The following is a 19,823-nucleotide window of genomic DNA, read 5'->3' on the forward strand; positions in this document are numbered from 1 at the left end:
ACATGGATGCGAAGACAATGACGATGAATAGCCTGACTACACAAGACAAAGCAAAATCCTTACTCGGACGTGTTAGCCGCGACAACCTTGTGTTGTTCGGTTTGCTCGCTGGTTTGTCGACCATGATGGTGCTGTTCATCTTAATGCCGCTTTGGGCAATGTTGACCAAGAGTGTGCAAAATGCCAATGGCGAATTTGTCGGATTGGCAAACTTTGCGACGTACTTTTCTTCTTCAAGCTTGTGGGTGTCGGTGGGCAACACCTTCACTTTGGGCGTGATTGTGACCTCGGTAGTGGGTGTGCTTGCGTTTGGTTATGCCTACGCGCTGACTCGTTCATGTATGCCGTTTAAAGGTTTGTTTCAAATCCTAGGTACTGCGCCAATTCTTGCGCCTTCGTTGTTGCCGGCGATCAGTTTGATCTTCCTTTTCGGTAATCAAGGCATTGCCAAAGAGATGTTGTTAGGAAACTCGATTTACGGCGTGATTGGTATCTCGATGGGTTTGATTTTCTGGACCTTCCCTCATGCATTGATGATCTTAACCACTTCGCTGCGCACTTCTGATGCTCGCTTGTATGAAGCAGCCCGCGCACTGAAAACTTCACCCATCAAAACCTTCTTTATGGTGACGTTACCTGCGGCGAAATACGGTTTGATCAGTACGCTTATCGTCGTCTTTACACTGGTTATCACGGACTTTGGTGTGCCGAAAGTGATTGGGGGCAGCTACAACGTTTTGGCGACTGACATCTTCAAGCAAGTCGTGGGGCAACAAAACTTTGCCATGGGGGCGGTGACCAGCATTATGTTGTTATTCCCTGCGGTAATGGCGTTCGGCGCAGACCGTTGGGTACAGAAAAAACAAAAGAGCTTATTCGACACTCGCTCGGTGCCTTATCAGCCAGAGCCTAACAAAGCGCGCGACAGCATTTGTTTGGTTTACTGCAGCATCATTTCTATCGCAGTGCTGGCGGTGCTTGGTATGGCGGTGTATGGCTCGTTAGTTACGTTCTGGCCTTGGAACAAAGCGCTGACGCTAAACAACTACAACTTTGCCGAAATGAGCACTTACGGTTGGAGCCCATTCTTCAACTCGCTAACGCTGGCAGGCTGGACGGCAGTGATCGGTACAGCCATTATCTTTGTCGGTGCTTACTGCATTGAGAAAGGGCGTGCGTTTGGTCCAATTCGTCAGGTGATGCAAATGCTTAGCGTGGTGCCAATGGCGGTTCCTGGTATGGTGCTTGGCTTGGGTTACATCTTTTACTTCAATGATGCGAACAATCCTCTGAACGTGCTTTATGGCACCATGGCATTCTTGGTGATTAACACGGTAGTGCATTATTACACGGTGGGTCACATGACCGCCCTGACAGCGCTAAAGCAGTTGCCATCGGAGATTGAAGCCACGGCGGCATCGGTGAAGCTTCCTCAATACAAGTTGTTCTTTAAAGTGACATTACCTGTGTGCTTACCTGCGATTTTGGACATTGCGACTTACTTGTTTGTTAATGCATTGACCACCACTTCTGCGGTAGTATTCCTTTACTCAACCGATACGATTCCGGCTTCGGTCTCGATTCTGAATATGGACGATGCAGGTCAAACTGGCGCTGCAGCAGCGATGGCGGTGATGATCATGATGGCTGCCGCAATTGCGAAGATTGTTCAGATGACTTTGGGTAAATTGTTAGAGAATCGCACACAAGCTTGGCGCAAAAGATAAGGACACTTCGTGCAATACGTAAAAATTAAAGATTCGATTGTTGAACAGATTGAAGCGGGCATGCTATCGCCGCGTCAAAAATTGCCAGCAGAGCGTAAGTTGGCGGAGTCGTTCGATACTACACGTGTCACTCTGCGTGAAGCTTTATCACTGCTAGAAGCGGAAGGTCGAATCTATCGCGAAGATCGCCGAGGTTGGTTTATCTCACCTGAGCCATTGCGTTACGACCCTACCCAAACGCTAAACTTCCCGAACATGGCGAAAGCGCAAAATCGTGTGCCAAAAACGGAGTTGGTTGCAGCAAAAGGGACGTTGGCAAACAAACAAGCCGCGCGCTTACTGGACTTGCAACCTTTCTCGGACGTGTATCGAGTCGACCGTGTGCGATACCTTGAAGACAGACCTGTGGTATTCGTAACAAACTACATTCGCCCAGAGCTGTTTCCGAACCTGTTGGATTACGATTTATCAAATTCACTGACGGACATTTACCGCGATCATTATGGCGTGACGTATCAAAAGATTCGCTACCGCATTTCAACCAGCACTTTATTGGGTGAAATGGCTCAGGCACTGCGTGCGACAGCCGGTACGCCCGCGATGGTAGTGGAGCGCATCAACTACAACCAGCACGGTGAGTTGATTGATTGCGATATCGAGTATTGGCGACACGATGCCATCAGCATTGAATCTCTGGCGGAGCTCAATCGTTAAGTGGATTTTCTCATTATCTAAGGCTCCATCTCGGGGCCTTTATTTTATTCAGACAGGAACATTGAAATGGATTTGTTGGCGATTGGTCTCGTCGTTTTTTCTGCTGTTCTCCATGCGGGGTGGAATATCCTTGGTAAAAGCAACTCAGGTTCTGGACTCGCGTTTACCATGGCCGCCAGCTTCTCTGCATGTTTCATTCTTACCCCTTATTTGATTTGGTATTTGGCGACCATTGGCTGGACATCATTACCGAGCGAGTTTTGGGGATTGCTGTTCATTAGCGGCATTTCACAAATGGTCTATCTAGTCGGTTTGATTGTCGCTTATAAGCATGCAGACGTGGGGGTGGTTTATCCCATTGCTCGGGCACTGCCAGTGATGATGGTCGGCGCAATCAGTGTTGCATTGGGACATGAATTATCTAGTCAGCAGTGGCTTGGGTTCTTGCTGATTACCCTTGGTTGCATGCTGGTGCCACTGACGAATTTTCGTCAAATGATATTGGGCTCCTATTTGAACGTCGGTGTGTTCTGGGCATTAATTGCTGCAATAGGCACAACGGGTTACTCGGTGGTCGATAAAGAAGCGCTGAGTTTACTCACAGGACAAGCATCAGAGATCTTGAATGATCAGTACAGTGCAATCTTCTACTTGGGCGTGCAGTTTTGGGCAATTGGTATTCCAGCCCTTGTATGGTGCTTAGTTACGGGCAAGCCAGATGAGATTAAGACTGCGTGGCAGATCCGCAAAACAGCCAGCATGGCAGGGGTAATGATGGCATCCACCTACGGCTTGGTGCTGTTTGCTATGACCATGACAGACAACGTGAGTTTGGTCGTAGCACTAAGGCAAATCAGCATTGTGTTTGGATTGTTTATGGGGATTTGGTTTCTGTCTGAGAAATGGTATCTCACCCGAGGGCTTGGCGTTACTTCTATCGTGGCGGGGATTATTCTCGCGCTTGCGTATTGACCTATATTCACGAAAAAAGGCAGCGAATGAGCCTCTCGCTGCCTTTTGTATTAACTTGTAAGCCTTGTTTAAAAACGCAGTTGCGCACCAAACATCACGCCGCTAGAGTCAAAATCGCTGTTTTTTGAGTACACATATTCTGCATTCAAACCAAAGTGTTTATAGCTCCAGCCGATACCGCCAGCGGCTTCCCCTCCGACACTTGAGTGTTCGATGTTCTTGCTCTGACCGTTCACTTTATAAGTGTATTCGAGAGTGTAGAGAGTGACACCTGCCTTGCCGTACAGTTCGAAACCTGAACCCAGAGGATAGCTAGCATAGCCACTCAAGCGAGGTCCGGAGAAGCTCGTATCGGTGACTTCTGAAATCGGACTCACGAGTATCGAGCCGATACCGTCAAACGCGCCTTTATAACCTGCTTCGATACCAAAGTTATGTGTTGGCATGTAGCGGTAATATATTTCACCTAAGAACATGTCGCCTGATTCTTTGCTTGTCGGAGCATCGTAGTTCACATCGCCATAACCAATGTTTGTACCTATGATGTGCTCACTGGTTTCTGCATTGGCTGACAAAGAAAAAGCCGACAGCACTAAAGCAGTAATGAATGAATAACGCATGAACGTTTCTCCTTAGCTTTTAGCTTGCTCGCCTTTTAATATTTGTTCGAAAGTGATCTTGGTGTTGTCTAGCCATTCATAACGGCGACGATACATCGAACGCTTAGAGCGCGACATGCCTTCGATATCTCGACGGGGTGCATTTACATCAATTGAGTAAAAATGACGATTGTATTCGGTGCCGCCCAATTCTTGCCAGAGTGCATCGTAATCCGTTTTGATTCGCCCTTTGCTGTAGCGCTTAGCTGCGTATGTATGGGACTGCGTTTTCACTGCTAGAATCGTATTTACTTCCCAAATTTGTGCGAGCAAAGTGAGCAAGCTCACCATCAAGCTTTTTGGTCTCTGTCCGTAAAGCTTACGGGTTAGCTTTTTAATTTTCGCGTTGTTTTCTTCACTGCTTCGCGGTCCTTGTAAGCCGCCAATCATAATACTGCGTCCAGATTCGATGTGACCTAGCGTAAAAGAGAGCGTGTAGAAGTTGCCATCTTCAGCGCTGTGCAGCACTAGGCTCATGTCGCCTTCTTTTTGATAACGTGCTTCGTATACTAATCTCACCGAGTACAGTATTTCGTCAATTTCAAAAGAGGCTAATGTTAGGCCTTTCGAGTCTGTGTAGATTTCTTCGATTGTTTGTTTAGAAAACAGTTCTGAAATCGTTTTATAGTGATCAACCACCAAGTTGGAGCGATCAAAGGCGGAGTTATTCTTGATGATGTACGGGCGAAACGGTTTTTCTAGGAATCGGTGTGTACGTGTACAAAGCAACTCTAACAATGACGATTCAATATTGTCTGAAAGGTGCTTAAATGCACGTTTGTAATAAAGCGCACGTAAGATGAACTTAGCTCTGTAGGTCCAAATTGGCTTGTAGACATCAGCATAATCATCTGAGTAAATCGATTTGCTATGGTAAAAAATGGATTTGTTCGCGGTCATTTTCACTCCAGATTAACTTGTGCTCAATAGCGACAATTAAGAACCGACGGACGAGCAGCGAAGAACCCGAAAAGGAGGAATGCAAAGCACGACTGAAAAGAGGTGGTTTTGCTGTGTCCGACGTTTGTGTAAGGTTTTGAACACTGTTCTTTTGCTGGAATTCTAAGAGAAAATTGACCTTAGGTATTGTATGGTTTGGTAAGGAAGTGTCAGGTTGAAACCCATTATTCAAAAGAAAGAAAATGCGAATGTCGGCTGAATATTACGTTGAGTTGCTAAGTTAATGTGAAATGAGTTGAACGAAAATTGAACATTATTTGAAATTGTTTTGACGTGTTTTAGGTCTTTATACGTACCTTATAAGTATCGAGCCAATTTTGGCCCGATGTAAAGGTAAGTAAGGAGAGGTTTATGAAACGCTTAACAACTTTAGCAAGTACGATTGCTCTGATTGCTGCACCTTCTATGGCTCTTGCTAGTGGTTATCAGTGGACAAACGATACCGAGACTATCCATGGCGACGTAATGGATAGCAAACAAGCGGCTTATGAAATGGGCCGAGACATGATCCAAAGTTACCAAAATAAATCATCTGGACAACTCCGTGATGAGTTTACGAGCCTTACAACGTATGTTGATCGCCAATCGTTTTCTATCACTGACTCAAAAGTCATGGTAAATGAGTTCTTGCAAAGTGACGGGCAAGTTGTTTACCAGCCTATTCTCAATGTTCAATACGAGTACCGCATGCGTGATACCGGTAAATACTAACCAGTAAGACGGACTTGAATTGTTTACCACTAATATTTTTTGCTGTTTGTTTTGGGGAGCCACGAGCTCCCCATTTTGTTTTTGTCGAAAGCGAAAATTTTCACACTCTCAGTGCAACATTTTCTATCGCTCAGCGTTAGATTTTCTTGCTCGTTGATTGTCATCATCGTTTGTAAAGTGTTTGCGGAAATGGATGTAACGCACTAACGAGGATACCCGATGACACATCATTCATATTGGTTCAAGCAGGCAATTGAAGCTGAGCAACCAGAAACGCCACAACCGTTACAGCAGAACATTAATACTGACGTTGCGATTGTTGGTGGCGGATACACCGGACTTTGGACCGCGATTATGATTAAGCAGCAATCTCCGGAAAAAAAGGTAGTCGTGATTGAAAAAGGCCTTTGTGGCAGTGGTGCATCGGGTGCAAACGGCGGTTGTATGCTGACTTGGTCTACCAAGTTTCCGACATTGAAACGGTTATTCGGTGAAGAACATGCTGCTTGGTTAGTAAAAGAGTCGGAACAAGCAGTGCTAGAGATTGACGACTTTTGTCAGCAGCACAACATTGATGCGCACTTATCGTTGAAAGGGGTTTATTACACTGCAACCAATCAGGCTCAAACTGGGGGAATGCAGCCAGTTGTGGACGAGTTAAAGCGATTAGAAGTGAACAGTTGGCGTCGTTGCTCGGTGGAGGAACTGCGTGCCAATGCGGGTTCACCTCGACATATAGAAGGCTTTCACTCTCCAGTTGCAGCCAGCGTTCAACCTGCATTATTAGTGAGGGGGTTACGCCGTGTTGCTATTGATCTGGGTGTAGAAGTTTATGAGAACACGCCGATGACGCGTCTAGATTATGGAAAACCTGCCACTGTCTGTACACCTAAAGGAAATGTTCAAGCGCAGCAGGTGGTATTGGCATTAAATGCATGGATGGTGGAGCAGTTTAAACAGTTCAAAAACAGTATCGTGGTGGTCTCTTCCGACATGGTGATCACCAAGCCGCTTGGTGACGCACTACCTCTATCTGGTTGGCAGGCAGGTTCTAGCGTGTTGGATTCACGTATCTTCGTCCACTATTACCGAGATACGCCAGATGGCCGTTTGATGTTGGGGAAAGGCGGCAATCAGTTTTCTTTCAATAACCAAGTCGACGCAATGTTTAACAAGCCAACACGCTACCAAGGTCTACTGCGCAAGTCGTTCGATAAGTTGTTTCCTCATTTGAGAGGAGAGGAGTTTGCTTATTCATGGACGGGGGGCTCTGATCGTTCTGCTACTGGTTTCCCTTTTTTCGGCGAGCTAGATAAACAGAGCAATATCTTTTACGGATTTGGTTATTCAGGCAATGGTGTAGCGCAGACTCGAATGGGCGGAAAGATCTTATCTTCATTGATATTGGGAATCGATAACGAGTGGACGAACAGTGGTTTAGCCAAAGGACCGTTGGGGTATTTCCCACCAGAACCGCTTCGCTGGACCGGGGCTATGATAGTGCGCAACGCGGTACGTCGAAAAGAGGAAGCAGAAGATAACGAGAAAACGCCGTTTATCTGGGATAAGTGGCTAGCAAAACTCGCGGGACCAGCAGGCAAAGCGGATAAGCTTGACTAAACTGAAGACTTTAGCCACAAACGAGACAGTTTGCAGTGAAAGTCATTGGGGCGCGATGAAGCCTTGTGTTAGCCTCTGTCTTTCAAGCTCAGATTTAAAAGGTGAGTCATAAAATGAAAGTATTCAGCAACTTCGATAGCGGCAGCATTCACGTAGTGAAAGCGGACGACAAAAACGACATCCAACTCAAAATTCCTAACGACAATATGTCGGAATTCTACCAGTGGTTCCACTTCCGTCTTGAGACAGAAGCCGAGCAATCACACACCATCAAATTGCTTGATTTGGCTAAATCGGCTTATCCAGAAGGATGGCAAGGTTACGATGTGGTTGCGTCTTACGATCGTGAAGAATGGTTCCGAGTACCGGCAGAGTTCGATGGCGACACGCTGACTTTCACTGTAATCCCTGAGCGCAGCTCAATTTACTTCGCGTACTTTGCGCCATACACGTACGATCGTCATTTAGACTTGTTACACATGGCACAAAGCGCGCACCACTGCCAACTAGAGACGCTTGGTCATACGCTAGATGGCAATGACATGAGCTTGCTTACTTTCGGTGAGCCAGAAGAAGGCAAAAAGAAAATCTGGATGATTGCACGTCAGCACCCAGGTGAGACCATGGCGGAATGGTTCATGGAAGGTATGATCCAACGTCTGTTAGATGAAAACGACACGGTTGCGCGTGCATTGCTTGAAAAAGCGGTGCTTTACGTCGTACCAAATATGAACCCAGACGGTGGTATTCGCGGTCACTTGCGTACCAACGCAGTAGGTGTAAACCTAAATCGTGAATGGCAAACGCCATCAATGGAAAAGAGCCCAGAAGTCTACCTTGTGCGTCAGCGCATGCTGGAAACGGGTGTTGACATGTTTTTAGATATTCATGGCGATGAAGCGATTCCGTATAACTTCGTCGCTGGCTCAGAAGGTATTCCTTCTTACGATGAAAATCTTGCCGCTTTAGAGACATCATTTAAGCAAGCGTTACTGACTATTACGCCAGAGTTCCAAGATGAGATTGGTTACGATAAAGATGAGCCTGGTAAAGCGAATTTGACGGTGGGTTCAAATTGGGTTGCAGAGCAGTTCAAATGCTTGTCTTACACAATCGAAATGCCATTTAAAGATAACAACAATCACCCAGATCCACTTTACGGTTGGTCTCCTGAGCGTAGTGTCTTGTTTGGGCAAGATGTATTAGCTGCAACGTTAACCGTAGCGGATAAAATTTAGCGCGACGAGTTAACGCTTTTTCATTATTTCGAAAACAGCTCATTTAAATGAGCTGTTTTTTTGTGCTCTCCAGATCCACGCTCCCCTGTAAAAATTTGTTGCCATTCACAAGCTTAAATGATGATTCTTAAATTTGAGAAAGTGGCTTTTTATGGTGATTTGCGTCACAGAAAGTTGGCTTCTTTGTGATATTCTCCGCAACGAATTGACTATGGCTAAACCAACGCAACGAACTTTGTTTTTCGGTTGGGTATGCGGATGAAGCTCATGAATAGATGGTCTTGAGGTTACCTTTTTCCGTTTTACGTCATTGGCGTTTGAATATCATTTTTGATTCTTTCCTACGCTATTTAGCTATTTCTATTCGAAGAAAAGAGAAAGTTACGGCTTCATATTTTACGGCAGTATGCTGCCGCGATGTGTTGCTTTGTGTACAAGAAAAAGGAAAAGAATAATGAAAAAAATCGCTATAGCAGTGGCTACTGTACTTGCTGGTGGTGTGATCTCAAACGTTGCACTTGCTGACACTTACATGGGCGGTAAAATAGGTTACAACTCTCTAAACGATGCGTGTTACCTAAACGAACCTTGTGACGACGACAGTTTTGCAGCATCTATGCACTTAGGCTACAGCTTCAACAAGTACGTTGCAGCAGAGTATGGTGTTGATTACCTTGGTGACTTCACTGCAAACTTCAAAAAGCCTGGCCTAAACACCGTTGATGGTGATCTTTGGGCGTTGACGCTTGCTCCTAAATTTAACCTACCGCTAACGGATTCTTGGAATCTATTCGCGAAAGTTGGTGCTGCATACATGATGGCTGGTGACGAGAAAGATTTCGTACCAACTGGCTCTCTGGGTGCTGAATACCAAATCAACTACAACTGGAGCCTACGTGCTGAATACCAACGCTACCAAGATATGTCTGATGATGTAATTGAAGACATGGATTCAGATTTCTTCGGTATCGGTTTCAACTACAAGTTTGGTTCTGAGCCAGTCGTTCAAGAAAAAGCCGTTGAAGAGGCGGTAGAAGCACGTCCTGCAACACGCATTGTAGATCACGTTTACCCTGCTCAAACAACAGCGACAGTACAATTCGACTTAGAAAGTGCAGAAGTGAAAGACGCGTCGAACCTTTCTGGTACCGTTGATTTGATGAATACTTACCCACAAGCTCAAGTTGAGATCACGGGTTACAGCGATACGACAGGTTCTGCTGCTTACAACAAGCAACTCACAGAAAAACGTGCGAAAGCCGTTGCTGACGAGTTCCAAGCAAAAGGTATTGCGGCTGAGCGTATGACAGTGAAAGGCATGGGTGAAGCTAACCCAGTGGCAAGCAACGAGACACGTCAAGGTCGTCAAATGAACCGTCGTGTTGAAGTGGTTGTTCCTGCGTTTGAATACCAAACAACTGAAAAAGCAGAATAATTCCTGCTTAAGATAAAGTTCCAAAAGCCAGCGTGTATCACGCTGGCTTTTTTGATCCCGCTTAACAAACTAAGTAGTTGTGTAGAAACATAGTTATATCGGGACGCTTTGACATATGCTCAACATACGTAAACTCAGCACCTTCATCAATTTGTCATCACCAGTTCATAGCATGACAGCTAAATGTCTGGGAGAATGATATGCAAAGTTTACCGCCGCTCAATTTGCTCCGAGCTTTTGAAGCCACGGCGCGACTACAGAGTTTTACAAAAGCCGCAGAGGAGCTAAATGTGACTCGTGCGGCCGTAAGCCAACAGGTGAAATCGCTAGAGTCACAGCTCAATGCGACGTTATTCGAGCGCAAGGGCACGCACCTTACGCTGACCTGCTCCGCACAAGAATACTGGCCTGTGGTTAATCATGTGCTTCAAACATTATCGACCACGACGCAGCATTTATTTACTCGTCCCAAGAATACGCAAGTTAACTTACATGTCGCTCACAGCTTTTGCTCTCAGTGGTTAATGCCAAGATTGGCTGATTTTCAGCGACAATTCCCAGACATCTCCTTTAAAATCTCGACTACTGCTAATACAGTTCCAAGCGCCAGTGCGATTGCGGATATCGAAATTATTAACGGAGATGGAGATTGGCAAGAGCAAGAAGCCATACGATTAACCCAAGAAAACTGGATCGTTGTCGCAAGCCCCGGCTTTATGCATTTAAACCCGATAAATGACCTCTTGCAGTTAGCTAAAGCGCCTAAAATTTGTACTGGCGGTTATCATGAATCTTGGCAAGAGTGGCTTACGCACCAAGGTTATCAAGGGAAGGTGAGCAAAGTCGTCGCCGAGTTTGAACACTCATTGCTTGCTATTCATGCTGCGATGAATCAACTTGGCGTGTTGCTGGTAAGAGACTTTCTTGTTGAGGATGAGCTGCAACAGGGCGTATTAGTCCAGGCTGGAAATTGGAATATGCCAAGTTCTGGTGCACATTATATGATGGTTCGAGCATCCGAAAAATCACACGTAAACACCTTTGCTCAATGGTTAATACAGAGTCTTTAATGTTCGTTCAGCGAGTGAGTAGAGCGCATGTGTGGTTTGGCTATTATTAGCAGTAGCAAGTCATCAGTCTAGGACTGAGCGACATGCTTAATTACATCTAATAACCACTGATTTACCGGAGCTTGCTGTTGAGAGCGACGACAGCTCATCACGTAGCGAACATCAAGCTCTAGCCCAGCAGGAAGCGCGATACTTCGGCAACCCTTAGGAACATGTCCACTCATCGTTATGCCAAAATGATTCGTTTGCAGAAGCACTTTTTGAATCATCGCTGGGTGCTCAATTTCCACTTTAGGTGTGGTTCTAAAACCCATATGTTTGAGCCTTTCCAACACAGGGTATCGGTAGTCGTTCCATCCCGGCGTTTTAAAAAGTATAAAAGGGTATTCTTCTAGCTCTTGGGAGTTTTGAGCGGGATGATCTTGTCGAACAAAAAATACCGCTTTTCCTCGCCCCAGTTCGGTCTGAACAATTGACTGTGGCAGATCTTCATCAAAGTAATGAATCGCAATGGCGTTTTCACCGTCAATTAATCGTTTTTTTGCTTCGCTACCCCAGCGCAAACATGAGAATTTTGCTTCTGGAGCGTGCTTTAGTAACTCCAAGTAAAACTTGTCACCGAAGTACTCCCAAAACAATGTGTTGGCATAAATAGTGATTGAGCCGTCAAAATGAGCTGGTGAAAAATGCTGTGGTTTGATGGAATCAATACTGTTGATTATTTGCTCAAAATGCGCAATGTTCGCTTCCACAAAAGCTGTTGGTTCAAAGCCATTTTTGGTCTGAACGAATAGCGGATCATTGAGCTGAGTTTTCATCTTTGTCAGATTTTTGCTGATTGCTCCTGACGTTTTACCGAGTGATTCTGCGACTAACCGGACGTTACGTAACTCATACATCCGTTTTAATACCAAAATATTTTGAATATCCAGATTAACGCTCATACATTGTCTCGCTTGGCTTTTGTCGACAAATCATATCGCTGAATTTCTTAAGAAAAGACAACGCTCGGTCAATTTAAGTTGCTGCCTTATCCCTGATTTATTGAAGGTAACGATAAGTTATTCTTGGTTACATCAGTTTATTAGCATGGATTTCCATTTGGTAAATAATGGCTTTCCTCGTATGAGCGCGTTTCTGTTGTTACAGTTTTTCCACCGAAAGAAAGTAAGAACGATAATAGAGGTGATGTATGAAAAAACTAATCGCACTTGTTTTGATGGTTTGCTCAACAAACGTAGCATTTGCTGGCGATGGGTCATACACGGGCACGATTGATATGACGATGGCAACGAAAAATCAGGTTGACGTAGAGCGTGCAGATTCTCAATTGACGCTGAAGGGTCGCAATGAAATGGCCTATGGCGGTGTAACAATCCATTCGGATGCTGCAACTCAAAAAATTGAACTTCGTGGTCGACGTGATTAATCGAATAGTTTCTTGTTAAGAAAATGCCGCGAAGAACGCGGCATTTCTATATGTAATATCATCAGATCATAATTACCAGATAAGCGTATGGTGAGAAGCTAAGCGCAATGACCACTTGCCATTATTCGCATGGCGGTGCCATATGAATCAACCTATGTCAATAAACCACCTTGATGTTATTTTTTAATAAAGTTGAAAATACTCAATATTTTCAGAAACTAAACAATAAAAAAGCCACTCAATCGAGTGGCTTCAATTTAACTACATACCTTGATGAGTATCCCTACTTAAACCTTTCATCAACATATCAAACATCAAACCAGCAAAGTTCTTAGCTACGGCATCATTCGATAAAACCTTCATCGCCATTTGCTCATGGACCCCCATACTCTCAATCACGGCTTCAGTGATCGATTCAGGGAACTGTCCCAGCATCGCCTGCTCCTTAGTATTGTTGCGAAGCTGATCCATGACGACATCATTTTCAGACACTTTCCCGGCAATGGTATTGGCATAGTTGAGCATATCGTTTTCCGATAAACCATCTTCGATAAACAAGTCGTTCATTCGTTCAATGATTTCATTAAGTAGCTCAGTTTTTGGATCTTTCGGCGTTGCACCCGTCCCTTCTTTATCAGATGGGAGATAATGCTTTTGTTCTTCACCTACTTTATAACCCAACTTTAAGTCAGCTTCTCGCTGCTCATGCAAGCGGTAATGCGTCATCACTACATCAGTTAAATCAATATCTTCATCAATAATGTCTAAACGCAACAATGGGGCAAGGTGATTCGCAAACAGTGCCAATTTTTCCAAGTCTAAGTCACTAAAATCAACGATCTGAGACACGAACTCGTAATAACGAGCGAATGAAGTTAAGTCTTTCTTGAAGACGTCGAGAACGTCCCTCGCTTCCTTCGCATGTTTAACGCTGTTTTGAGCAAACTTAATTGCCTTGTCATTTTTCTCAATTTTAGCTTTTGATAAATCAGCTTGAGCAAGTTCTAATACTGACGTGGCATCTTTATAGCGTTCTTCAAAGCGCTTCACTGGTGCTTTGCATAGGTTCGCCAATTTTGATTGGCTTGCATGTTTACTATTGTAAGCTTTAACGAAGGCTTCAACTTCAAACCACTGGTATATTCCGACCTTGCCAAGCTTATCCATCAACTCATAAACAATGTTAGGATCAGATACCCCAGCTAATTCAGCCGTTTGGAAGTAAACCTTGAACTCAGCCAGAATATCTTCAGGCTCATTAACAAAGTCCAACACAAAGGTTTTGTTTTTTCCCTTACAGGTACGATTCAATCGAGATAATGTCTGAATACACTCCACACCTTTAAGCGGCTTATCCACGTACATCGCGACCAATTTAGGTTGGTCAAATCCTGTCTGGAATTTATTCGCAACCAGCATCACTTGATAGTCATTCGTATCAAATGCTTTGCGCATATCGCGTCCAAGCAAATTAGGGTTCATGTTGTTTTCAGTAAAAGGATGATCCGGTAAATCAGGGTCATTCACTTCACCAGAAAACGCCACCATTGCATTGACGTTTGCATAACCTTTTTCTTGCACGTATTTCTCAAACGCCAGTTTATAACGCACCGCTTCTAATCGACTTGATGTCACCACCATTGCTTTGGCTTCACCACCTAACAAGTGCTTCACTTTGCTATTAAAATGCTCAATGATCACTTCAACTTTTTGGGCAATATTGTATGGATGTAGTCTCACCCATTTAGCCATTTTCGATGCAGCTTTCTTGCTATCTACTTCGTGATCAGTCGTCGGATTATCATGTGCTAATTGATAAGCGACACGGTAGCTTGTGTAGTTTTTCAGAACATCAAGAATAAACCCTTCTTCAATTGCCTGACGCATTGAATAAACGTGGAAAGGCACTGGTTTATTGGTATCACTTTCTGGTTCTAATGGCTCGGGTCTGCGGCCGAACAAACGTAATGTTTTCGCTTTTGGTGTGGCAGTAAACGCAAAATAACTCAGTTTATTTGAGCCTTTACGAGCTTCAACCGACAGAGCAAGCATATCTTCACTGTCTAACTCTTCATCGTCTTCCAGCTCTTGTGCCATTAGCACTTCACGAAGTTTACGAGCGTTTTTACTACTTTGGCCTGAGTGTGCTTCATCTGCAATTACCGCAAAACTACGACCTGCCAGTGTTGTATCTTGGCGAATAGCCTCTAAAACGTGTGGAAACGTTTGAATCGTCACAATAATGATTGATGTACTGGCTTTTAGTTCCCCAGTTAATTGACTGGATTTAGAGCCTTGTGACTCTTCACGGTTAACGCGAGCAATCATCCCTTCATGGTGATCAAACTGATAAATCGTATCTTGAAGCTGGCTATCCAATACGGTTCTATCGGTGATCACAATAACAGAATCAAAAACCTTATCGCCCGCCTTTTTACCCAAATCAGGATGAGGGGTGTGATAGTGCTTTGAGGCAAGTTGGTGAGATAACCACGCAATCGAGTTCGACTTCCCTGAACCCGCACTATGTTGAACCAGATATTTATGTCCCGTTCCTTCTATATCAACAGTATTGAGCAACTTTGAAACAACAGCCCATTGATGATAGCGAGGAAAAATCATTGTCTCTTTGACTTTGATTGAACCGTCTAACTCTTCAACATCTTTACGTTCTAAGTGAATATATCGACCTAAAATCAACAGCAAATTATCTTTCTGGAAAATCTCGTTCCATAAATAGGAAGTTGCGTAAGAGTCATCTTCTGGGATGTCGTTACCTTTACCACCGTCAGACGTCCCTTGATCGAAAGGCAGGAAGAACGTCTTTTTACCATCCAAACGTGTCGTCATCGCAACGTTGTACTGACTCACAGCAAAATGCACTAACGCACCACGCTTGAATGTCAGTAGCGGCTCTGTTTTTTTCGTCGCGGGATCTTTAGGTTGCCTGTCTTTCATGTACTGAACTTTGGCATTATCAATAGACTGCTTAAACTCAGATTTAAGTTCACAAGTCGCGACAGGAATACCATTGACGAACAGAGTCAAATCTAACCGACCGTCATAACCATTCGGTGAGTAAACCAGCTCAGGCACCACTCGCAAAATATTTTGCTCGTATTGCTCAGTCGCTTCTGGGTTCAAAGTGTGATCTGGCTTGAAAGCACAAAGCTGGAACTTTGCGCCTCGATCTTTAACTGTATTACGCAGCACCCACAATGTTCCGTGGTTCTTTAAGTCACGGACTAAGGATTTGAGAAGCGCATCTCTGGTTGCGGTTGGATTTCGCTCCGTGCTTGGAAAATGCTGTGCGAGCTTTTCCCACTGTTTCGGTTGAGAAGTTCTTACAAATGCCTCAACGTCTTCTGGGTAAAGAGCTAATTCACGATTGTATTTATTCGATTGACCTAACAGCCAGCCGTTTGACTGCATTTGGTCAAGAATATCGTTTTGGAATTGAAGCTCTCTTGTAGTTTTTTCTTGCCCCATCAAGCTTCTCCTTCCCAATCACGCACATCAATCTTGCCTGTTACTGCTGCTGAGATAAGGGCGGTCTTGCGCTCTTTCATTAATTCGATTTGCCTATTCGCTATTTCAACTAATCTATCAAAACTTTCAGTTTGACGATCAAGGTATTCTGCAATTTCACATTGCTCTGCTTTATATGGAACTAAAGCTGGAAAATTTTTGAATACATAATTAGACAGGTTAGTTTGATTACATCCATCATCGAACGATAAAAAATATTCATTACGATTCAATTGATAGTATAAGAAACGAGCATCTATCTCGGTTGCTGTTATTGCACATACTCGCTGATTGAGAGCAAAGTTATTATCCCCTTGCACGAACAAAGCCTTAGCGAGTGCTCTCCCGTTTGGTAGGTCACTCATTACCATTAAAATATCTTCATTCTCAACTGGGCTTAAGTTTTTAGAACAATATTTAAACTTTTCCCCCTCAGTAGAAACAAAACGAGAGTTGACACAAATAAACTTACCATCTTCGTGAATATAGGGTTCATGTAGTTTTCCTTGCCTAAACTTACTTATGGTTTTCAATGGACATGCTTTCCAATGCTCAGGCACTTCCCCCAACCATTCCACACCAGAATCCTTCATCGGTGCATCTGGATTCAAACCTTTGGTTACAGCGTGAGAAATGACCGCTTGACGCTTCTCTTTCAGAAGCTCAATCAGCTTTTCTTGTTTCGTGATTAAGGTGTCGATCTTGGCGGTTTCGTGATCGAGGAAGTTGGCGATTTTTTGTTGTTCTTGAATTGATGGATTTGGGACGCGGTAATTTGCTAACTCATCCGTTGATAGTTCAAGAAATGTTGTACCCCTGCCAAGATTGTTAAGCTGCTTACCACTAATGGACAACACGTAGTAAACATATTTGTTCTCAACGCTGGTTGTTTTAATTAACGATTTACAACCTTGATTAGTACAAAGCTCTTTTGAAGCAATAGCAATCGTACCAATTGGTGCTCTGGTTGATAAAATAAGCGAACCTTTTGGGACAAGAGAAGTACCACAAGAACTTAGGCCTTCATTTGTAATAGTCTTTGATGAAGTAGATATACTCTCGTTAACTTTACTTAAATCCGCAGGTGTGACCCAAGTTATGTCACCATCCCAATACAACTTCTCACCAGAGCGAGGGGTTGACCCATTAACAACCTCAAAGCTCCGTTTAATTGGTAAACAACTCCAAGAAACTGGGATGACCCCAATCCAATCAATTCCGGATTCCTTATACTCTGAATATGCTTTATAACGACCAGTCATTATGAGTGCACCTCGTTAAGTAGCTGCATAATCTCAGCCGATACCGCATCAAGGTCAGCGTCAATTTCTTCTAATGCTCTTGGTGGTTCATACACGTAAAAATGGCGGTTAAATGGGATTTCATAACCGACAATACCGACTTGTCCATCTAACTCATCTGTTTTACTTTCATCAATCCACGCATCAGGAACGTGGGGTAAAACTTCACGAGCAAAATATTCAGCAACAGTTTCGGTTAAAGGCACGTTTTCATTGTCGCGCAAATCTGGGTTAGCTTCTGGTTTACCTTTGTCTTTACCAGATTTTACAAGGCAGGTTTCGGCATCATCATCATGCTCACCTAAGTATTTCACAATCAGTTTTTGCTGTGTCGCACTGAGTTTGGTGCCCGCGAGATTTTTGGTTAACGTTTTTAGGAACTTGTCTCGTGAAAGCAGTTTTTCCTCTTCAAACTGAGCCAGCGCGTTAAGGATTGCTTCTTGAACCGAGTCATCTATTTTTGACCACGCTTTATCGGCTTTAAGAGCCTCAAGGCGCGTTTCATCTTTTGGATAAATAGCCAGTTTTAAAGGACGTTCAACCGTAATACGACGGTAGCCAAACTCTTGGTAATCAAAAATCTTACTAAACTCGTTTTCAACAAATTGACCGTAAGTTTTTACTATCGTTTCAATACCATCTTCTGTTAGTTCTCGACGCTTACTGCCTAAAGATTTTCTCATCGCAGCATAGAATACATGCTCAATTTCATCGGTTGACTCACCGCCGCCACTGCGACCACGTCCACCATTTTTAGGACGCTCTTTTGACGCATTAATTAGCTGGACTTTGCCTTTACGGTTTGGTGCTTTGTTATTAGACAAAATCCAGATATAAGTGGCGATACCAGTGTTGTAGAACATATCTGTTGGCAGAGCGATGATCGCTTCAAGCAGGTCATGTTCCAGAATATAACGACGGATTTCACTTTCACCACTGCCAGCCCCACCTGTAAACAACGGGGAACCATTTAAAATAATACCAATACGAGACGCAGTACCTTTGGCTTTATCTTCCACTGTCAGCGGACGCATTTTACTAATGAGGTGCATTAGAAACAGTAATGAGCCGTCTGAAACACGAGGCAATCCCGCACCAAAGCGACCTTCAAAACCTTTCTCGTTGTGTTCATCAACAATCGATTTCTGAATCTTCTTCCAATCCACACCAAATGGGGGGTTAGACAGCATATAGTCAAACTTATCGGTGCGCAGTTGGTCATTAGATAAAGTATTACCCAATTTAATGTTATCGACCTTCTGCCCTTTAATGAGCATGTCGGCCTTACAGATAGCGTATGACTCAGGGTTCAGTTCTTGCCCAAAGGCAGAAAGCGACGCGCGCTCGTTTAGCTCAAGCACATATTCCATACCAGACGATAAGAAACCACCCGTTCCGGCCGTTGGGTCATAAATAGAACGCACTAAGCCCGATTGTGTTAATAATTCATCGTCATGAGAAAAAACCAAGGATGTGGTAAGGCGAACCAAATCTCTCGGAGTAAAGTGCTCACCCGCCGACTCATTAGAACTTTCAGCAAAGCGACGAATCAATTCTTCAAATACCAACCCCATGCCGTAGTTATTAATGACATTAGGATGTAAGTCAGTGGACGCAAAACGTTTTGCTACTTTATAGAGCAGATCTGCCTCTTCTAACTTGTCGATAGTATTGAAAAAATCAAAGTGTTCGAAGATTTCACGAGCATTAGGGCTAAAAGACTGAATGTAGTTTTCAAGGTTGCGTGCCACCCCTGTCTCACCCAGCTTGTTTAGATCCATTTTGGAAGTATTGTAAAAGCTGAACTGAGCCGTGTGGGTTAACACTTTTTCTTGTGCTTCAAACGGCATCGCCTTGACGGATTCATATTTATCCAGTACTTGCTCTTTTGTTGCTTCCAGAACACACTCCAAGCGACGAAGCAGTGTGAAAGGCAAGATAATGCGACCATATTGAGATTGTTTGAAGTCACCACGCAGAAGATCCGCAACAGACCAAAGAAACGCTGCCGTTGAAGAAAAATTATTGTTAGTCATTGTTATTCGTCTGATTCCATAAAAATTACCCAAAATCATACCACTTATTGGCCTTCATTCCAGAGCAATGTTGAATCCCCGCACAGCAAAATCGGACCATTATCACCAGAGAACATTGGCATGTTTTGAAGCTATACCCCGCAAAAATCCCGCAACCTCTTTCCCTAAAACACAAAAATGCCCCATATAGGGCAATTTTCAGAGATAGGAGCACAATACTACCTATATTATCGTTGCAAATGAGCCCCTTAAATCGGACCTAATGATGGTGTGATTTTAGGCGAGAGAGTTGAGCGCTAATGTAGTCGTTTCGTAGTTGCTGCGCTGTTCGATACCGACCGTCAGGTCCGATGGAGACGGTGCGGAGCTTTAATTGATTGATCACATACTCTGTGAAAAATGATCGACTGGTCAGGCGCTTTT

At 43.9% G+C, this 19,823-nt stretch carries 15 protein-coding genes; 9 read left to right on the plus strand and 6 right to left on the minus strand.

Annotation, left to right across the window (positions count from 1 at the left end; all coding sequences use genetic code 11):
• Window positions 1-2 precede the first annotated feature (2 nt).
• The 3 genes from R7127_RS23720 (at window position 3) to R7127_RS23730 (ending at window position 3,413) form a co-directional block, all read left to right on the plus strand.
• Window positions 3-1,727, plus strand: coding sequence for a putative 2-aminoethylphosphonate ABC transporter permease subunit (locus tag R7127_RS23720; RefSeq protein WP_005442364.1), 1,725 nt, complete (start codon window positions 3-5; stop codon window positions 1,725-1,727).
• A 9-nt stretch (window positions 1,728-1,736) separates the two neighbouring features.
• The gene (gene phnR, locus R7127_RS23725; RefSeq protein WP_005442366.1) at window positions 1,737-2,441 is read left to right on the plus strand and encodes a phosphonate utilization transcriptional regulator PhnR; all 705 of its coding nucleotides are present in this window, start codon (window positions 1,737-1,739) and stop codon (window positions 2,439-2,441) included.
• Window positions 2,442-2,507: 66 nt separating this feature from the next.
• Window positions 2,508-3,413 (plus strand): EamA family transporter, encoded by a 906-nt coding sequence (locus R7127_RS23730; protein WP_042523352.1) that lies wholly within the window; start codon window positions 2,508-2,510, stop codon window positions 3,411-3,413.
• 68 nt (window positions 3,414-3,481) lie between these two features.
• Here R7127_RS23730 and R7127_RS23735 read toward each other — a convergent pair whose 3' ends face one another.
• Together R7127_RS23735 and R7127_RS23740 are read right to left on the minus strand one after the other, a co-directional pair.
• Window positions 3,482-4,033 (minus strand): outer membrane beta-barrel protein, encoded by a 552-nt coding sequence (locus tag R7127_RS23735; protein ID WP_005374044.1) that lies wholly within the window; start codon window positions 4,031-4,033, stop codon window positions 3,482-3,484.
• Between the two features lie 12 nt (window positions 4,034-4,045).
• Window positions 4,046-4,972 (minus strand): VirK/YbjX family protein, encoded by a 927-nt coding sequence (locus R7127_RS23740; RefSeq protein WP_005384371.1) that lies wholly within the window; start codon window positions 4,970-4,972, stop codon window positions 4,046-4,048.
• 411 nt (window positions 4,973-5,383) lie between these two features.
• Between R7127_RS23740 and R7127_RS23745 the strand changes: the two genes are divergently transcribed.
• The 5 genes from R7127_RS23745 to R7127_RS23765 all read left to right on the plus strand — a co-directional run bounded on the left by R7127_RS23745 (window position 5,384) and on the right by R7127_RS23765 (window position 11,106).
• Window positions 5,384-5,743 (plus strand): DUF3316 domain-containing protein, encoded by a 360-nt coding sequence (locus R7127_RS23745; protein WP_005374041.1) that lies wholly within the window; start codon window positions 5,384-5,386, stop codon window positions 5,741-5,743.
• 219 nt (window positions 5,744-5,962) lie between these two features.
• Complete coding sequence (locus R7127_RS23750) at window positions 5,963-7,363, plus strand: FAD-dependent oxidoreductase (RefSeq protein WP_042523350.1); 1,401 nt, start codon at window positions 5,963-5,965, stop codon at window positions 7,361-7,363.
• A 113-nt stretch (window positions 7,364-7,476) separates the two neighbouring features.
• A complete protein-coding gene (locus tag R7127_RS23755) occupies window positions 7,477-8,601 on the plus strand; it encodes a M14-type cytosolic carboxypeptidase (protein WP_017819760.1) in 1,125 nt (374 codons plus the stop codon).
• Window positions 8,602-9,055: 454 nt separating this feature from the next.
• Window positions 9,056-10,036, plus strand: coding sequence for an OmpA family protein (locus R7127_RS23760; RefSeq protein WP_172563709.1), 981 nt, complete (start codon window positions 9,056-9,058; stop codon window positions 10,034-10,036).
• A 200-nt stretch (window positions 10,037-10,236) separates the two neighbouring features.
• The gene (locus R7127_RS23765) at window positions 10,237-11,106 is read left to right on the plus strand and encodes a LysR substrate-binding domain-containing protein (RefSeq protein ID WP_053349355.1); all 870 of its coding nucleotides are present in this window, start codon (window positions 10,237-10,239) and stop codon (window positions 11,104-11,106) included.
• Between the two features lie 68 nt (window positions 11,107-11,174).
• Here the strand turns inward: R7127_RS23765 and R7127_RS23770 are convergent, their stop codons facing one another.
• On the minus strand, window positions 11,175-12,050 hold the full coding sequence (locus tag R7127_RS23770) for a LysR family transcriptional regulator (RefSeq protein WP_047102796.1): 876 nt from the start codon (window positions 12,048-12,050) through the stop codon (window positions 11,175-11,177).
• 248 nt (window positions 12,051-12,298) lie between these two features.
• On the opposite strand from R7127_RS23770, the gene R7127_RS23775 reads away from it, so the two are divergent.
• Window positions 12,299-12,535: a hypothetical protein gene (locus tag R7127_RS23775; protein WP_005374030.1), complete on the plus strand. Its 237-nt coding sequence runs from the start codon at window positions 12,299-12,301 to the stop codon at window positions 12,533-12,535.
• A 261-nt stretch (window positions 12,536-12,796) separates the two neighbouring features.
• Here the strand turns inward: R7127_RS23775 and R7127_RS23780 are convergent, their stop codons facing one another.
• From R7127_RS23780 to R7127_RS23790, 3 genes are read right to left on the minus strand one after another with little or no spacing between them, the layout of a single operon-like run.
• On the minus strand, window positions 12,797-16,024 hold the full coding sequence (locus tag R7127_RS23780) for a type I restriction endonuclease subunit R (protein ID WP_213963377.1): 3,228 nt from the start codon (window positions 16,022-16,024) through the stop codon (window positions 12,797-12,799).
• Window positions 16,024-17,325, minus strand: a complete 1,302-nt coding sequence (locus R7127_RS23785) for a restriction endonuclease subunit S (protein WP_318141764.1) — start codon at window positions 17,323-17,325, stop codon at window positions 16,024-16,026. Before R7127_RS23785 ends, R7127_RS23780 begins: the two co-directional genes overlap by 1 nt.
• Window positions 17,325-19,400, minus strand: coding sequence for a class I SAM-dependent DNA methyltransferase (locus R7127_RS23790; RefSeq protein ID WP_318141765.1), 2,076 nt, complete (start codon window positions 19,398-19,400; stop codon window positions 17,325-17,327). Before R7127_RS23790 ends, R7127_RS23785 begins: the two co-directional genes overlap by 1 nt.
• Window positions 19,401-19,823: the final 423 nt, after the last annotated feature.

This window comes from Vibrio sp. 1159, from assembly GCF_033340395.1.
GTDB lineage: Bacteria > Pseudomonadota > Gammaproteobacteria > Enterobacterales > Vibrionaceae > Vibrio > Vibrio alginolyticus.

Coding starts and splice junctions, on each gene's coding strand:
- R7127_RS23755 (WP_017819760.1), top strand. CDS start 7,477: ATGAAAGTATTCAGCAACTTCGATAGCGGCAGCATTCACGTAGTGAAA.
- R7127_RS23760 (WP_172563709.1), top strand. CDS start 9,056: ATGAAAAAAATCGCTATAGCAGTGGCTACTGTACTTGCTGGTGGTGTG.
- R7127_RS23785 (WP_318141764.1), bottom strand. CDS start 17,325: ATGACTGGTCGTTATAAAGCATATTCAGAGTATAAGGAATCCGGAATT.
- R7127_RS23775 (WP_005374030.1), top strand. CDS start 12,299: ATGAAAAAACTAATCGCACTTGTTTTGATGGTTTGCTCAACAAACGTA.
- R7127_RS23745 (WP_005374041.1), top strand. CDS start 5,384: ATGAAACGCTTAACAACTTTAGCAAGTACGATTGCTCTGATTGCTGCA.
- R7127_RS23730 (WP_042523352.1), top strand. CDS start 2,508: ATGGATTTGTTGGCGATTGGTCTCGTCGTTTTTTCTGCTGTTCTCCAT.
- R7127_RS23790 (WP_318141765.1), bottom strand. CDS start 19,400: ATGACTAACAATAATTTTTCTTCAACGGCAGCGTTTCTTTGGTCTGTT.
- R7127_RS23765 (WP_053349355.1), top strand. CDS start 10,237: ATGCAAAGTTTACCGCCGCTCAATTTGCTCCGAGCTTTTGAAGCCACG.
- R7127_RS23735 (WP_005374044.1), bottom strand. CDS start 4,033: ATGCGTTATTCATTCATTACTGCTTTAGTGCTGTCGGCTTTTTCTTTG.
- R7127_RS23740 (WP_005384371.1), bottom strand. CDS start 4,972: ATGACCGCGAACAAATCCATTTTTTACCATAGCAAATCGATTTACTCA.
- R7127_RS23780 (WP_213963377.1), bottom strand. CDS start 16,024: ATGGGGCAAGAAAAAACTACAAGAGAGCTTCAATTCCAAAACGATATT.
- R7127_RS23720 (WP_005442364.1), top strand. CDS start 3: ATGGATGCGAAGACAATGACGATGAATAGCCTGACTACACAAGACAAA.
- R7127_RS23750 (WP_042523350.1), top strand. CDS start 5,963: ATGACACATCATTCATATTGGTTCAAGCAGGCAATTGAAGCTGAGCAA.
- R7127_RS23770 (WP_047102796.1), bottom strand. CDS start 12,050: ATGAGCGTTAATCTGGATATTCAAAATATTTTGGTATTAAAACGGATG.